This is a genomic window from Paramicrobacterium agarici, from assembly GCF_002563955.1.
Classification (GTDB): Bacteria; Actinomycetota; Actinomycetes; order Actinomycetales; family Microbacteriaceae; genus Paramicrobacterium; species Paramicrobacterium agarici.
In genome coordinates this window covers 908,646-924,690 of sequence record NZ_PDJE01000001.1, presented here as the reverse complement: position 1 = coordinate 924,690, position 16,045 = coordinate 908,646, and the positions used below count along the sequence as shown (strand labels likewise).

At 65.0% G+C, this 16,045-nt stretch carries 13 protein-coding genes; 5 read left to right on the top strand and 8 right to left on the bottom strand.

The annotated features are described in order from the left end of the window. Positions 1-28: 28 nt before the first annotated feature. Both ATJ78_RS04575 and ATJ78_RS04570 read left to right on the top strand, forming a co-directional pair. Positions 29-1,105, top strand: a complete 1,077-nt coding sequence (locus ATJ78_RS04575; RefSeq protein WP_098406519.1) for a proline racemase family protein — start codon at positions 29-31, stop codon at positions 1,103-1,105. A 27-nt stretch (positions 1,106-1,132) separates the two neighbouring features. Next, positions 1,133-2,050 carry an ornithine cyclodeaminase family protein gene (locus tag ATJ78_RS04570; RefSeq protein WP_098406518.1) on the top strand — a complete coding sequence of 306 codons (918 nt, stop codon included), beginning with the start codon at positions 1,133-1,135 and terminating at the stop codon, positions 2,048-2,050. Between the two features lie 50 nt (positions 2,051-2,100). Here the strand turns inward: ATJ78_RS04570 and ulaA are convergent, their stop codons facing one another. The 4 genes from ulaA to ATJ78_RS04550 all read right to left on the bottom strand — a co-directional run bounded on the left by ulaA (position 2,101) and on the right by ATJ78_RS04550 (position 5,650). Then, positions 2,101-3,564, bottom strand: a complete 1,464-nt coding sequence (gene ulaA, locus ATJ78_RS04565) for a PTS ascorbate transporter subunit IIC (protein WP_098406517.1) — start codon at positions 3,562-3,564, stop codon at positions 2,101-2,103. Between the two features lie 35 nt (positions 3,565-3,599). After that, positions 3,600-3,875, bottom strand: coding sequence for a PTS sugar transporter subunit IIB (locus ATJ78_RS04560; RefSeq protein ID WP_098406516.1), 276 nt, complete (start codon positions 3,873-3,875; stop codon positions 3,600-3,602). Between the two features lie 34 nt (positions 3,876-3,909). Further along, complete coding sequence (locus ATJ78_RS04555; RefSeq protein ID WP_098406515.1) at positions 3,910-4,371, bottom strand: PTS sugar transporter subunit IIA; 462 nt, start codon at positions 4,369-4,371, stop codon at positions 3,910-3,912. A gap of 115 nt (positions 4,372-4,486) precedes the next feature. After that, positions 4,487-5,650 carry an ROK family transcriptional regulator gene (locus tag ATJ78_RS04550; RefSeq protein WP_098406514.1) on the bottom strand — a complete coding sequence of 388 codons (1,164 nt, stop codon included), beginning with the start codon at positions 5,648-5,650 and terminating at the stop codon, positions 4,487-4,489. Between the two features lie 54 nt (positions 5,651-5,704). Here ATJ78_RS04550 and ATJ78_RS04545 point away from each other — a divergent pair, with 54 nt between their 5' ends. Together ATJ78_RS04545 and ATJ78_RS04540 are read left to right on the top strand one after the other, a co-directional pair. After that, positions 5,705-7,810 carry a transketolase family protein gene (locus ATJ78_RS04545; RefSeq protein WP_098406513.1) on the top strand — a complete coding sequence of 702 codons (2,106 nt, stop codon included), beginning with the start codon at positions 5,705-5,707 and terminating at the stop codon, positions 7,808-7,810. Between the two features lie 234 nt (positions 7,811-8,044). Further along, positions 8,045-10,099: a bifunctional metallophosphatase/5'-nucleotidase gene (locus ATJ78_RS04540; protein ID WP_098406512.1), complete on the top strand. Its 2,055-nt coding sequence runs from the start codon at positions 8,045-8,047 to the stop codon at positions 10,097-10,099. A 68-nt stretch (positions 10,100-10,167) separates the two neighbouring features. Here ATJ78_RS04540 and ATJ78_RS04535 read toward each other — a convergent pair whose 3' ends face one another. Further along, entirely contained in the window at positions 10,168-11,142 is a 975-nt protein-coding gene (locus ATJ78_RS04535; RefSeq protein WP_098406511.1) for a helix-turn-helix transcriptional regulator, read from the bottom strand. Between the two features lie 97 nt (positions 11,143-11,239). Here ATJ78_RS04535 and ATJ78_RS04530 point away from each other — a divergent pair, with 97 nt between their 5' ends. Beyond that, the gene (locus tag ATJ78_RS04530; protein WP_098406510.1) at positions 11,240-11,614 is read left to right on the top strand and encodes a VOC family protein; all 375 of its coding nucleotides are present in this window, start codon (positions 11,240-11,242) and stop codon (positions 11,612-11,614) included. Between the two features lie 26 nt (positions 11,615-11,640). Here ATJ78_RS04530 and ATJ78_RS04525 read toward each other — a convergent pair whose 3' ends face one another. The 3 genes from ATJ78_RS04525 to ATJ78_RS04515 all read right to left on the bottom strand — a co-directional run bounded on the left by ATJ78_RS04525 (position 11,641) and on the right by ATJ78_RS04515 (position 16,044). Beyond that, on the bottom strand, positions 11,641-12,882 hold the full coding sequence (locus tag ATJ78_RS04525) for a multidrug effflux MFS transporter (protein WP_098406509.1): 1,242 nt from the start codon (positions 12,880-12,882) through the stop codon (positions 11,641-11,643). A gap of 106 nt (positions 12,883-12,988) precedes the next feature. Further along, positions 12,989-15,106: a glycoside hydrolase family 2 protein gene (locus ATJ78_RS04520; protein ID WP_098406508.1), complete on the bottom strand. Its 2,118-nt coding sequence runs from the start codon at positions 15,104-15,106 to the stop codon at positions 12,989-12,991. 2 nt (positions 15,107-15,108) lie between these two features. Further along, positions 15,109-16,044, bottom strand: coding sequence for a carbohydrate ABC transporter permease (locus ATJ78_RS04515; protein ID WP_098406507.1), 936 nt, complete (start codon positions 16,042-16,044; stop codon positions 15,109-15,111). Position 16,045 lies beyond the last annotated feature (1 nt).

The window sequence follows — 16,045 nt, the reverse complement described above, 5'->3', positions numbered from 1 at the left end:
GCGCACGCAACCTGGGAGACTCAAGAACATGGATGCTGTCAGCACGATCGACTACCACACGGGCGGCGAGCCGTTTCGCATTGTCGAAGCGCTGCCCTCTGCCACGGTGCTTCGTGCGACGACAACGCGCGGCGCCGACGCGACTGCGCCGGGTCTCACCGTTGCGGAGCGACGCGTCCACGCGATGCGCCCCGGCTCAGAGCTCGACGACCTGCGGCGGGTGCTCTGCCACGAGCCTCGCGGGCACGCGGACATGTACGGCGGCTTCATCGTGCCGCCCGACGATGACGGCGCGCACTTCGGTGTGCTGTTCTGGCACAAGGACGGCTTCTCGACGGCCTGCGGACACGGCACGATCGCGCTCGGCGTGTGGGCCGTCGAGACCGGACTCGTCGCAGCGCCCGACACGGGCACGACGGACGTCGTGATCGATGTTCCCTCCGGCCGCGTCGCCGCGCGCGTGCACACCGTGGAGGGAAACGTCACCGCCGTCGACTTCGTGAGCGTGCCGAGCTTCGTCATCGCGACCGACGTTGCCGTGCAAGCTTCGCTCGGCGAGGTGCGGGTCGACGTGTCGTACGGCGGCGCAATCTACGCGCAGCTTGACGCAGCATCCGTCGGCCTCACCATCGAGCCGCAGAACGTGAGCGCCCTCATCGCGCTCGGCCGCGAGATCAAGTGGGCGCTCAACGAGGCGGATGTCGCGCAGCATCCTGCCGACCCGCGCTTGAGCGGCATCTATGGCACGATCCTCTTCGAGCAGCTCGAGACACCGGATGCTGCGCCGGACAGCGCGTCGGGCGTCATCGCGCAGCGCAATGTCGCGATCTTCGCCGACGGACAGGTCGACCGTTCCCCGTGCGGCTCCGGCACGGCGGCCCGCATCGCGACGCTTGCCGCGGCCGGAACGATGCGCGACGGCGACGTACTGCAGCACGGCTCGATCGTCGGCTCGACGTTTGCCGGCAGCATCCTGAATCGAACCTACGTGCACGGCCGCGACGCTGTGATTCCGCAGGTGACCGGCATGGCCTACCGCACGGGCGAGAGCCGCTTCACCGTTGACCCGCGAGACCCCCTGACCCCCGGCTTCGTGCTGAGGTAGCGACGTTTGAGAAAGCGAGTGCCGATAATGATGACCTACGTTGACGCCGACACCGTTCGTGCCACGTTGACAGAGGATGCTGCCGTCGCAGCGATCCGCGACACCCTGCTGCAAGGCTTTGACCCGGCCGACGACATTCCGCGGCAGCTGCTGCCGATTCCCGGCGGCGAACTGCTCGTCATGCCGTCCGCGACCGAGCAGGCCACGGGCATCAAGGTGCTCACGGTCGGGCCCGACGACCCGAGCCGCACGGTGCCGCGCATTCAGGGCCAGTACCTGCTGTTTCACCCCGAGACGCTGTCGCCGCACATGATGCTCGACGGCATCGCCCTGACGTCGCTGCGTACCCCGGCGGTGTCGTTCGCGCCGGTCGCGCCGCTGCTCACGGCGAGCGCCGAGCCGCTCACCGTCGTGATCGTCGGAACCGGCGCTCAGGGCGTCGCGCACGAGTCGACGCTGCGGGCGGTTCTCGGCGGGCAGCGTGAGGCCGTTGTCACATATGTGAGCCGCACGCAGCCCGACTGGTGCGAACGGTGGGCCGCGACGGGCTCGGACCAGGCGCGTGCTGCCATTGCAGCATCAGACCTCATCGTGTGCGCGAGTACGGCGAAGACCCCTGTGCTCGACGATGACGGGGTGAGCCCGGATGCTGTCGTGATCGCGCTCGGCTCACACGACCCCGCGGAGCGCGAGCTGCCGAGCGCCCTCATGCGTCGTGCGCAGATCGTCGTCGAAGACGTCGACACGGCCTACCGCAGCGGAGGTGACATCGTGATGGCGGCCGCTGACGGCTCGATCACCCGCGGCGATCTGATTCCGATGCGGGCGGTGATCCGCGGAGAGCACGAGTTGCACCGCAATGCTCCCATTGTCGTGAAGACGACGGGCATGTCGTGGGAAGACCTCGCCCTTGCGACGGCGATCGCGAACCTCCTCGACGAGTGAGGGCGGGGAGCCGCCACGCGTCTCCCCGCCCCGCATTTCGCAGCTGCGCCCTAGTGAGTCGGCTGCTCCTTCTTCTCGGCGAGGAACGCGTCGCGCTTCGCCCCAGGCACCCACCCGGTGTCGACGACCTTCTTCTGGAAGATCGACGCGCCTGCGACGAGCACGAGACTGAGCACAATGCACAGCACGACGCCGAGGCCGGTGGGTCCGATCACGCTGAGACCGACGAGAGACCCGAACCAGCCGAAGTCCGCGTCGCCGAAGGTGCTGTTGGCGAAGCCGAACTCGCCGAGCACCAGCAGCAGGATCGCCGGGAGGATCGTGATGATGATGCCATTAACGAAGCCGCCGAGAGCTGCGCCGATTCTGCCGCCCGAGGCATTGCCGAAGACGCCGGCGCCACCGCCCGTGAAGAAGTGCGGAACCATGCCGGGCAGAATCAGAGCGAGTCCGAACATCGGGTTGAGCCAGATCGCCAGCAGCACAAGCGACACGAGACCACCCACGAACGAACTGATGAATCCGATCAGCACCGCGTTGGCGGCGAACGGGAACACGATGGGAACGTCGAGCGCGGGCTTCGCGCCCGGGACGATCTTCTCGGCAACGCCCTGGAAGGCGGGGACGAGTTCACCCAGTACCGTGCGAACACCGTAGAGGATCACCGCCACACCGACGCCGAACTGCAGCGCAAGGGCGAAGCCAGCCATGATCGTCGCTCCTGCGTCGTCACCGCCGAGCAACTCTGCAGTTGCTGCGGGGTCGACGATCAGTCCCCAGATCGCGAACACCATGTAAATCAGCACCATCGAGAGTGCCGTCGCGACCATCGAGTCCCGCAGGAAGCTCAGACCCTTGGGGAACTTGATCTCTTCCGTCGAGCGGCTCCGACCGCCCGTCGCCTGCCCGATCGCACCTGCGGCGATGTAGCCGGCTGAGCCGAAGTGCCCCATGGCAATCGTGTCATCACCCGTGATCTTCTTCATCCAGGGGTGCGCGAAGGCCGGCATCACCACCATGATCACGCCGAGCAACATGGCCCCGATGATCACAACGAGCCAGCTGAATTCCTCGCCGAATCCGACCGTCAGCACCACGCTCAACAGCAGTGACATGAAGACCATGTGGTGGCCAGTGAGAAAGATGTACTTCAGCGGCGTGAATCGAGCGAGTAGAAGCATCACAATGAAGCCGAGCACGAGAACGTAGGCGCTCGTCGCACCGTACTCCTCCGCGGCCAGTGCCGTGATCACCTCGTTCGTCGGAATCACGCCCTGCGCACCCGTCACCTCGAGAATGAGCTTGCCGAGCGGATCCAGCGATCCCACAACGACGTTCGCACCTGCCCCGAGAATGAGGAATCCGAGTGCGGCTTTCAGGCCACCGCCGATCACCTGCCCGGCGGACCGGCGAAGTGCCATCAAACCGATGGCGGTGATGATCCCGATCAAGTACGCGGGAACGTTGAGAATCTGCTGCCCGATGAAATTCAGGACGACAACCAGCCACTCCATTGGGGCTCCTTTCCTCTCGCGCTACGGCTTCGCCGTCAGCGCTCCATGCTCTGTTCGAGCTTCTCCGTAATTTCGTTCACGTCGGTGAAGTTGTTGATGACGACGACCTTCGCCGGCACGTCGCCGACCTCTTCAGCGAGTTCGGCGGAGGTCAGAACGATGTCTGCCGTTCGGGCAGCGCCGCGCGCAATTCCGATGTCAGCGGCCTCGACATCCGCATCGACGTCCATAGCACGCAGGGCCTTCTCGGCATTCATCTTGAGCAGCACGGACGTTCCGATTCCCATGCCACACACAGCGACAATCTTCATTTCTTACTCCTCACATTCGGCTGTCTTATTCGGTTCACGACGCATCGTCGGCAACGCGTCTCAATATCGCGCGAACATCCCCCGCGGTGTCGGCGTGCATGAGCTCGTCGAGAACGGCCTCGTCTGCGAGCACGCCGGCCAGCTCCGCCATCACGTCAAGGTGGGCCTTGTGGTCCGTTGCAGCCAAGCCGACCACGAGCCTCACCGGGTCGTTTGCCTCGCTTCCGAACTCCACGGGCTCGTCGAGCGCGACCCAACTCAGCCCCGTGTGAAGCACAGCATCACTCGGACGCGAGTGCGCGAGTGCGAACCCTGGCGCAATGACGATGTACGGGCCATGATCGTCGATCGCCTGAAGCATCTCGTCGGTGTAGCGGTCGGTCGTCGCCCCCTGGTCAACGAGCCCACGCCCCGCAAGTTTCACTGCGTCGCGCCAATCTGCAGCATGGGCACGCGTCGCTACCGCTGCGTCGGGAAGCTGATCAGCGAGAGTCATGTGCGGTCCTCCTTTGGCACGTGCACCACCACCTGCACTGTGGCATCCCACTTTTGCACACTTCTATGCCAAAGCGCTAGAGGGCAACGATTGCCACGTGATCGCGCACGCGGAGTCAGGCCGCTCGAGATCGCGTCAGAGCGCTGATGCGGTCCGGGTCGAAGAGCGCGTCCAGAGCGAGCGCCGAGGCTCCGCGGACACCTGCTTTCGCTGCAAGGCGCGACTGGGCGACGACGAGGCTCTGGCGCGAGTAGACGTGCGCCGCACCGAAGAGTGACCGCCGGACAGCAGCGACAAAGCGCTCCCCCGCCTCGGCAAGGTTGCCGCCCACGATCACCGCTGACGGATTGAGCAGCCCCACGACGTCGGCGAGCGCGTAGCCGATGATTTCGCCCACCTCCTCGAGAAGCGCGAGGGCATCGGGATTGCCGTCATCAGCGAGCGCAACGATATCGGCGCTCGTGCGCACGTACTCTCCTGAGCGCACGAGGCGGTCCCGAATGGTCCCGCCGCTCGCGACGGTCTCGAGCCGACGAAGGGGCTCACTCAGCCGATCGCGCAGCGGCGCGCTGAGCTGTCCCGCGCCACCCCGGCTCCCGCGCACGACGTTGCCGTCCATGACAAAGGCGCACCCGACTCCGATCCCCGTCTTCACAACGACGAGATCGCTGAGTTCGGGCCAGCCGAACCGTGCTTCGCCGAGGGCGAGGACGTTAACGTCCCGATCGATTGCGATCACGATGTCATCAGGCCATTCCGCCAGGTAATCGCGAACGCGGACGTTGTCCCAGCGGGGGTCGAGCTGAGGGCTGCCCAGCCTGCCCGTGTGCGAATCGACGGGGCCCGGCACTCCGATCCCGATGCCTCGAACGTCGGCCCGCGACCACCCACCCTTGATGAGAAGAAAATCGAAGACCTGCTCTGCCCATCTGAAGATTTCTTCCGGACCGTCGAAGAGCCCGATATCCGCCTCGTCCTCGGTCAGCACGGCGCCGACGACGTCGGTGATGCCCACACGGGTGTGAGAGCTGCCGATGTCGACGGCGAGCACAAGTCCGAGCGCCGGATTCACCTCGAATTCTTCGCGAGGTCGCCCTCCGCCGCTTGATGTATGGCCGGCTTGAATCACGATCTCGTGTTCGAGAAGCTCGTCGAGACGCCGGCTCAACGTCACTCGTGACCAGCCGAGCCCGTCAAGAAGGCCCGAACGCGTAGTCGCTTTCCCCGACCGAATGAGGTCGAGGACGATTCCCGACCCCGTCATGATTCTGCCCGGCATAGTCTGTGCGCCTTCCCCTTGGCTTTAGTCTATTCATAGACTAAAGTCCACGCTATGTCACTCACCACTGTCGCTGATGATTCCGGCCGTGCGGTTGTCCGCGGCGCCCGCGATGAGAGCGAGAAGCGCGCCGTCGCCGCGGCCATCGCGATTCCGCCCGTCGTAGTGCAGGCGAAGTCGCACGGGCACGCGGGAACGGCCATGGCCATGGCACCTCTCGCACATACGCTCTTTCACCGTGTGCTCCGCCACAACCCGGCGAACCCGGGCTGGGAGGGACGCGACCGGTTCATCCTCTCGGCTGGCCATGCGAGTCTACTGCTGTACACGCAGCTGCATCTCTCGGGATACGACGTCACTCTTGATGACATCGCGAAGAGCCGGACACTCGACGCTCGCACACCGGGCCATCCCGAGCTGGGCGTAACGCCCGGCATCGAGATGTCGACCGGCCCACTGGGACAGGGATTCGCGAGCGCCGTCGGCCTCGCACTCGCGCTTCGACGCGATGCTGCGTTGCACGATTCGGGCGAGGGAGTCTGGGGCAGCACCGTCTTCACTCTTGCGGGAGACGGATGCCTCGAGGAGGGAGTCTCGGCGGAAGCCGCAAGTCTCGCTGGGACCTTGGGAATCGACAACCTCGTAGCCATTTGGGACGACAACCGCATCACCATCGACGGCGCAACCGACCTCGCCTTCTCTGAGGACGTGCGCGGGCGCTTTCGTGCATACGGGTGGAACGTGCTCGAGATCGAGGACTTCCGTAACCTCGATGAGATCGAACGCGTGCTTGAGACAGCGCGCTCCACCACGGGGGCGCCGACGCTCGTCGCGGTGCGCAGTGTGATCGCATCGCCCTCCGAGAAGATCGGCGGTACGAGTGCGGGACACGCGGGCGCGCTCGGCGCTGAAGAGACGCAGACCGTGCTTGAGACGCTCGGTTTCCCGCCGAATGCGACCCTCGACGAACTCGTCGACGACGACACGTACACCGTCATGCGTGAGGCGAAGCGTCGCGGCGAGAGGTTGGAACGGGAATGGACCGTCCGCCTCAATGCGTGGCGGTCACGGCATCCTGAACTCGCTTCTCAGCGCGACCGTCTCGCTGCAGCGGCTCCCGACGAGGCATCGTCGGCGCTCGACACGGTGCCCCTCCCCGACGAAGGGCAGTCGGTTGCCACGCGGAAGACGAACGGAGCGGTCGTGGCCGCACTCGCGCGCGCTGGCCTTGTCTTCGGAGGTTCAGCGGATCTCTCGGGGTCGACAAACGTCGCCCTTCCCGGAGACGCTGTCACCGCGGACAACCCGGGCGGCGACTTTGTGCATTTCGGCATCCGCGAGCATGCCATGGCCGCCATCTTGTCAGGCATTGCGCTGCATGGTCTGTGGCGACCATACGGGTCGACGTACCTTGCGTTCAGCGACTACCAACGGCCCAGCATCAGACTCGCCGCGCTCATGGGACTCCCCGCGACGTACATTTACACCCACGATTCCGTTGCTGTAGGCGAAGATGGGCCGACGCATCAGCCTGTGGAGCAGATCGCTTCGTTGCGCACCGTGCCGGGGCTCGCTGTTGTTCGACCGGCGGATGCTGCCGAGGTCGTGTCCGCCTGGAAGGCCGTTGTCAGTTTGCCACCGGCACCGACGGCGTTCATACTCTCGCGGCAGGACGTCCCCGTTCTTGCGCATCGCGACGACCTCGACGCGAAGGTGAGAAACGGTGCGTACGTGGCATGGCAAGAGGGCGCCGGAAATGACGTCGCCCTGATTGCGACGGGAAGCGAGGTCGCTCTCGCTATCGAAGCGGCTCGCGACCTTGCGCGCGAGGGCGTCACCTCTCGAGTTGTTTCCATGCCGTGCGTCGAGTGGTTTGCGCAATCGTCAGCAGACTGGCAAGAGTCGGTGCTGCCGGCTGCGATGCGCGCTCGCGTCGCGGTGGAAGCCGGGTGCGGCGACGCCTGGTACCGCTGGGTCGGTCGCGAGGGCGGCGTTGTCAGCATTGACGAGTTCGGGGAATCGGGTGCCGGAGACGAGGTGCTCGCGCGCAAGGGCGTAACAGTCTCTGCGATCGTCGCTGCGGCTCAGACCTCCCTCGAGGCGGTCGGAAGATCCGTGAGCGAAGACGGCCACATCGCTGACGAGCAGGGCCGATCATAACGGTCGCGCCTCGCGAAGGGTTCGACGGTCGCTCTCACTTTCGAGGCCGAGCGAACCGGCAGAGAGGGCGTCGACCGGCCGCTGAACGACGCCGCATAATTCTGTACAGTTCTCGCTTTGCTCGAATGAGCGGGGGGGCGAATCCCTGATTCGACAGATTCAGGTCTTCCCCAGTTCACGCTCCGCCGATAGTGTGGCGGCACACAACTGGATCTTGGCCCTCGAAAGGACCACATGCCCGCCGCACGCCGCGTCGCCCTCGTCAGCACGCTTGCCGTTCTTGGCACAGCACTCATCGCACCAACCGCGGCGAATGCCGCGACGCCCCCAGGCGGCGTCGAGCTCACGTTGCTCGCCACAACCGATACCCACGGGCATGTCGCCGACTGGGACTACTTTCAGAACGCGCCGTACCCCACCGACGACTCCCTGGGACTCTCACGCGTCGCCTCCGTCGTCGACGATGTGCGGGCCGAGAAAGGCGACGAATCGGTCGTGGTTCTCGACAACGGCGACGCGATTCAGGGAACGCCGCTGACCTACCTCTACGGCTACGGCGACAGCCGCGATTCCGTACTGAACGACACCATCGAGCATCCAATGGCCCAGGTATTCGACACCATCGGGTACGACGCGCAGGTCGTCGGCAACCACGAGTACAACTACGGCCTCGACCTGCTGCAGGCCTACGACGAAGACCTCGAGGCACCGCTGCTCGGCGCCAACGTCATCGACGCTGCAACAGGTGAGCCCTACCACGATCCCTACACGCTCATCGACCGCGAGATCGACGGCAAACAGGTGACGATCGGCGTCATCGGGCTCGTCACGCCGGGCGTGCGCATCTGGGACAAGCAGCACGTCGAGGGCATCCTCGAATTCCAAGACATGGTCGAGGCCGCCAAGCAATGGGTCCCCGAGGTGGATGCTCAGGCAGACGTCGTCGTGGTTCTCGCGCACACCGGTCAGGGAACAGTGCCGGATGACGCGTACGACCCCGCAGACCTCAACGAAGACGTCGCGAACAACATCGCCTTCCAGGTGCCGGGAATCGACGTTCTCGTCGCGGGCCACAGCCACCAGGACGAACCGCAGACCCTCATCACAAACACGGCGGGCGAGCAGACGCTCATCACACAGCCCAACTACTGGGCGCGCAGCGTCAGCGAAGTCACACTGAGCCTCGCTCCAACCGCCGACGGGTTCGAGGTGGACTGGTCAGACGGATACGCTCCCGTCGTCACACCGCATTACGGCACCGACGGAACGCCCGAAGACCCGCAGGTGCTCGAGGTCATCAGCGAGGAGCACGAGGCGACAATCGAGTACGTCAACACGCCCGTCGCCGATTCGGTGGAAGAGCTGCCCGCAGCGACCTCGCGTTACGAAGACACCGCGATCATCGACTTCATCAACAGCATCCAGCTAGAAACCGTGGATGCTGCGCTCGACGGCACCGAGTACGCCGACGTTCCCGTGATTTCCCAAGCCTCTCCGTTCTCGCGCACCGCGCTGTTCCCCGAGGGCGAGGTGACGATTCGCGACATCGCTGGACTGTACATCTACGAGAACACGCTCGTCGGCGTGCAGATGACCGGTGCCGAGATCGCCGAGTACCTCGAGTACTCAGCCCGCTACTTCGTGCAGACTGAGCCCGGCGCGGAGTTCGACCCCGCAACCGGCACGAACGCCGTGTATCCCGACCGTCCGGACGGCGTTCCCGACTACAACTACGACGTTCTGACGGGCCTCAGCTACACCATCGATATTTCACAGCCGGTCGGTGAGCGCATTCTCGACCTCGCGCACCCCGATGGCACACCCGTTGCCGCCGACGACACGTTCGTGCTTGCCGTCAACAACTACCGCCAGAGCGGTGGTGGGGCGTTCCCCAACGTCGCCGACGCGCCTGTCGTGTATGACGAACGTCTCGAGATTCGTCAGCTGCTGATCGACTGGGCCAGCGAGCGCGGCACAATCGACCCCGCCGACTTCTTCGTTGAGAACTGGGAACTGACGACGGATGCTGCCACAGAAACGCCGACCCCGACGCCGGAGCCCACCGACCCGGGCGAGGGCGACGACCCGGGCGCAGGTGACGACGGTTCTACCGACGCTCCGGGTACCGGATCAGACGGAGCGGCAAATGATGATTCGAGCACGGATGCCGCGAGCGACCTCCCGGTGACGGGCGCCGATATTGCGTGGCCACTGGGCCTCGCGGCAGCACTCTTGCTGCTCGGAGCTGGTCTCGTCGCGACGCGACGCTTCGCTCGCAAGCGCAGTTAGCGACTCGGGCACGGCGCTCTCCCGCACGGTCGCGCCTTAGGTCCGATCGGGTGCGCCGGCACGCCGCCTCACGGTGACGCCGCGATATCGCGAAGTCGCGACGCCACGTCGGCAATGAGCGTGCGAAGCTCTGCGGGTTGATCGACGATGACGGGGCATCCGAGCGCAATGATCACGGGCGGGAGCCACTCGAGGCTCGCGGCATTGATCTCGACGCGATGCCACGCGCCCTCCGACCCGTCATCCAGAAGCGGTTCGAGCCGAGCAACGCTCGCCGGCAGATGAGCGCGAATGTGCTCGCGACCAGCGTTCACGCGCAGCTTCACGTGCCAGGCATAGTCTGCTCCCGCGAAGTCGTCGACGAGACGCGTCGCTGCCGCTTGGTCACGTGGTTTCGGCGGCGCGAACGTTCCCGAGACGGTGCGGGCCGTTGCGATGCGGTCGAGACGGAAGCGTCTCTCTGCTCCCCGGCCAACGTCGAACGCGACCAGGTACCAGCGCCCCGAGAAGGCAATCAGATCGTACGGGTGCACCGTCCGTTTCGACGGCTCGCCGTCGCGCGAACGGTAGCGCAGCTCGATCGGTTGCCGCCGACGCACGGCCTCGGCTGCCGTCAGCAGTATTCCGGCATCGGGCACGAAGACGTCTCGATCATCGGCGAACGCAGCCGTGCTCAGCAGAACGCCGAGCTTGCGAGCCGACTCAGCTGGAAGCGAGCGCCGCACCTTCGACATCGCGGTCTGCATGGCCGTGGTCGATGCCGCGGGAGACGATTGCGCGTGCAGCAGTCCGAGTACTACGGCGAGCGCTTCGTCGTCGCTGAGCATGAGCGGCGGCATTCGAAGACCCGCGGCAATACGGTAACCGCCGTAGCGGCCGCGAACTGTCTCAACGGGTATCTCGAGCTCTCGAAGGTGACCCACATAACGTCGGACAGTGCGTTCATCGACATCGAGACGTTCAGCGAGTTCGCCGACCGAGCGCGTTCCCGCTGTCTGCAGAAGCTCGAGCAGCTGCAGCACTCGCGACGTCGACGTGCTCATGTCTCAATGATCTCAGAATACCGGGCGAGATCTGTCCGGTATTGCTCATACCGTTGTCCGCACGGCAACTCGTCGTGACTCAGAACGGAGACCCATAATGGACCTGACCGCAACTCGCATCATCACCGACGACGTCGCACGCCTCGTCAATTTCTACGAGCGCATCACCGGCATCAAGACAACGCAGCTGCATGAACTCTTCGCCGAGCTGCGCACCGACTCTGGAACGCTCGCGTTCGCCAGCTCGGCCACCGTCCCTCTCTTGGGCGCAGGTTCGGCCGAGCCGCGGGCGAACCGTTCGGTCATCATCGACTTTCGTGTGGACGACGTCGATGCGGTCTTCCCGACGCTGCGCGACGTCGTCGACGACTTCGTGAATGAACCCACGACGATGCCGTGGGGAAACCGCTCGCTACTCTTTCGCGACCCCGACGGCAACCTCGTGAACTTCTTCACCCCGGTCGCCCGCTGACGGACGTGAAGGGTACCAGCATCCGTCTACCGCACGATCGGCACAGGCCGCGTCGTCAGATCGTCGTTCTTGAAGCCGATGACGAACACGGATGCCGCGAGCGACGTCGCGTAGAACGCGAACATGCCGAAGCCCATGTTGAAGCCGTTGTCGGTTCCGGCGAGGCCGAGCAGCGGGGCAGACAAAGCCGCGCCGATCGTGCCTGCCGTGCCGATCAGGGCGGCGGCCATTCCCGCGCGCGGCGCATGATTGAACAACCCCATCGCCTGGTTGTTCGGAATCACGAGCTGCTGAAACCCGATGCACAGCCACGCGAACGCGGTGACGCCCGGCAGCCCAAGCCACCCGGCAGACACCATGATCATCGCCGACGATGCCAGTGCGCCGACGAGCCCGATGATCTGCACCTTGTGCGGCATGAACCGCCGCAGCAGCAGTGGGCTGAGCGGGTTCATCATGAGCATCACAACGGCTCCGACGGCGAGAATCGCGCCGTAGGCCTGCTGCGAAACGCCGTACCAATCCTGCGCTACGAAGCTCAGACCGGAGACATAGCAGAAGCTCGCGGCCATCATCGCGAGCTGCGACAGGGCAGCGCCCACGAACATGCGATCAGAGAACAGGGATGCCGCCCCGGCGAACACGCGCGACTCGCGTAGCGGCATCCGCTCCGACCGCGTCTCGGGCAGAAACAGCAGTCCGAGCACGACGAGCAGAGCTGACATCGCACCCTGGGCGATGAAGATGCCGTGCCAGTCGGTGCCGAGCAGGATCAGCGATCCGATCAGCGGCGCGACGATCGGCGCCGACATCGACACCATCATGATCAGGGAATAGCGAACGGATGCTGCGCGGCCATGCGAGATGTCGCGCACGATCGCCATGGCGATGCTCGGAGCCGCCGCCGACCCGACCCCCTGCAGGGTGCGGAAGACGATGAGTGCTGCGACGTTGCCGGCGAAGGCCGACGCGATCGAGAAGATCACGTGGATCGACAGTCCGATGATGAGCGGAACGCGTCGCCCGCGAGCATCCGAAATCGGCCCGAACAGAAGAGACCCGACACCCATGCCGAGCAGCGACCCGGTGAGTGTGATCTGGATTGTCGCTTCGGTCGTCTCGAACTCGCGCGTGATCTCGGGCAGAGCCGGCAGGTACATGTCGACGGTCATGGGGCCGAGCGCGGCCATGACGCCGAGCAGAACGATGAGCCCGCGCTGGCGCCCAGGGCCCTGTGACTGTGGGGCGGCCGACTTTCGCGCGTTCATGCTCTCCTCGTGAGGGGCGGTCGATATCGCGCTTCGACGATCATCACGAATGGGGAAGCTGCATCTCACCGTCGCGCACGCAACTCCCCCAGCCTACCGGTGACCGTTAATTCGGTACTCCCGGCTGCGCGACTCCGACGAACTCGCCCGGGCGGGCTCCGCGTCGGTTCGGCGGCTCGACCTCGGCCGCGTCGAGGAATGAGCGCGCGAGAACCGCGCCCGACTCGTCGGCGAACCACAGCAGAAGCCGCGCGGGTTCCGCGACCGGCGGCACCGTGATCCTGACAGCGTCCGATACCTCAAACGGCGTGACTATCAGCGCGTCAGAGATTGCCTGCGCTGCGGGAACGTCGGAGACCGGCGCTCCGAACGGCAGCCACGCGGCGTGGAAGGCACCCCGCACGTCGGCATCGCCGTGATGCGACACGTGTACATCGAGCGTGAACTCCTCGGCGGGAGGCTCGATGTCTGCCCCGGCGCGCAGCGGCACGAGGTCGAGAATGAGAACCGTCTCAGCGTTGACATCGGCGGGGATGCACCCGCCCCAGTCCTTCGCTCGGCGATCTTCGGCCAACAACCCAGCACCCTCGTGCTCGACATCGGCGAACTCGGTATAGATATAACCGGCGAAACGATCGTGCCGTCGCATCTCCTGGGTCTCCCAGCGCAGATGCCAGGCGCGCTCAAGGCTTGTGAAGCCCTCACCGTACTCGCTGTTGACGATCGGAACGCCGTGACGCGGAAATTCGGCCGAACCGTACAGAGACTTGTCGACGACGAAGTCAGGAGCGAGTCTGACAGGGAACGTTTCACGAGCGCCTGCTGCCATGTCGGCCATCGCCTGCTTCCACGTCGCCAGGTCGGGCTCGTAGTAATGCCAGTCGACCAGATCGCTCTTGACGTGCGACCAGCCCGAGTTCTCGACAATGGGTCGCGTCGCGTCGAGCTCGCGCAGCCGGTCGTAGGCGCGGGCAGCGGCCTCGGCTCGTGCGGGGCTTGCCGGAATATCCCAATCGAGCCCCCACTCTTCGTTGTAAAGTCCCCAGATCACGATGCTCGGGTGGTTTCCGTCGCGCTCGACCATGGCGGGCAGCTGCGCCTCGAACGCGCGGGCACCCTCGTCGGAGAACCGGCTCGGGCACGCGGGTTCGGCCCAGACCAAAGTGCCGGTGACGTCGGCCTCGTGCAGCCACAGCGGGTCTTCGAACTTCAGATGCTTGCGCACAAGGTTGTACCCGAGTTCGCGTGCCAGATGGATGTCGCGGCGCAACGCGTCAGCACTCGGCGCCGTCAGCCCGGTGTCTGCCCAGTACCCCTGGTCGAGCACACCGCGCATTGAGAATCGCCGCCCGTTGAGAAGGAGTTGTTCGCCCCGCGTCTCGATGCGACGAAGTCCAGTCGTCGCGACGACAGCATCCGGATATCCCTGGCCGTCGTCGACCGACACTTCCACACGATAGAGATGCGGCTGCTCGGGCGACCAGAGCCGCGGATGCTGCAGGTCGATGCGCCCTCGATAGCATCCGTTCGCGTCGGCATCCAGGGTGACAGCACTCTCGCTTCCCTCGACCTGGGCTGTCACGCGAGCGCCGCGCGGGCTCGACAACGTCACGGCGACGTCGATGCCATTCAAGCTATCTCCGCGCAGCTCGACGCCCTCGGCATACGTGGTGCCGCGAGCCTCAAGCCAGACACTCTGCCAGATTCCCGACGTCGGCGTAAACGAGACGCCGTCATAGTCATCGCGCGGGATCGACCGCTGCTTACCATGTGGAATGGCGCGTTTGTCCGCCGGAGCATCGACGACAACAGAGATTTCCGCGGCGACTCCGGGAGTAATGAACGACGTGATGTCGAACTCGAACGATTCGTAGCCCCCGACGTGCTCGCCGACGAGCGAACCGTCGAGCGATACGGTAGCGCGGTGGTGCACGGCTCCGAAACTCACGACGATGCTCGACCCCGCCCATTCCTCGGGCACGACGATCGATCGCCGGTACTCGCCCCGTTCCAGCCAGGTGCGGTGGATTCCGGATGCTTCGCTCTCCCACGCAAAGGGCACTGTGATCGGCGCGGCGATGCCGTCGGCGCTGAAGTCCCACTGACCGTTGAGCGTCAGCCACCGCGCTGAGCGATCACGATCGGGCCGCGGGTACTCGGAGCGGGGAATCGTCGACTCGACTGTCTGGTCCGGGACGACGGTCTGGGGTGAGGAGAGTGACATGTTCAACCTTTCACGCTTCCTGCGAGGATGCCGTTGATGAAGTGACGCTGGAGCACGATGAAGAGCACCAGCAGGGGTATGAGTGCGACAGAGCTTGCCGCGAGGAGTTCGCCCGTGACGGTGGCGTAGTCCGCGCCGATGCGGTTGCCCGTGATGTTCTGCGCGAGTGTCGAGAGCACGACCTGGAGCGTGGCCATCTGCTCGGAGCTGGCCACAACGACGGGCCAGACGAAGTCGTTGTAGATGTTCATGATCGTCAGCACGGCGAGGCCCGCGAGCCCCGGTCGGATGACGGGGACGACCACGCGCCAGAAGATGCCGAATTCACTGCAGCCGTCAACGCGCGCGGCGTCGAGCAGTTCGTCAGGAACGGCGCTGATCACCTGCCGCATCCAGAAGATCGCGAAGGCGTCGACGGCTCCGGGCAGAATGAGCGCCTGGTACGTGTTCACCCAGCCGAGCATCTTCATCTCGAGCAGCAGTGGAATGATGAGCACGATCACGGGCAGCATGAGTGTGACGAGAACGGTGCCGAACAGCAGGTTCTTGCCTCGAAACTCGTACTTCGCGAAGGCGAACGCCGCGAGCGGTGCACAGAAGAGAGTGATCGCCCCTTTCACCACGAGAACGATCGCCGTGTTCACGAACCCGTGGCCGATCGGTACGTCGTGGAACATCGCGGTGAAGTTCTGCAACGTGAACGCGCTCGGGTCGAAGGCGAGCGGGTCCGTGATGATGTCGTTCGGCTGTTTGAACGCCGAGACGATTGCCCACACCACGGGCGCGAGAAAGAGCAGCATGAGCAGAAGCAGAAAGATGTGGCTCGCTATGCGAAGCGCGGGGCGATCGCGCTGGCCGGAGTCGCGTGACGGTCGGAGCCGACGAGAGCGCGTGCGCGCGGATGCTGTGCTCGGCAGCGGCGTAACGGTGTCTGTCATG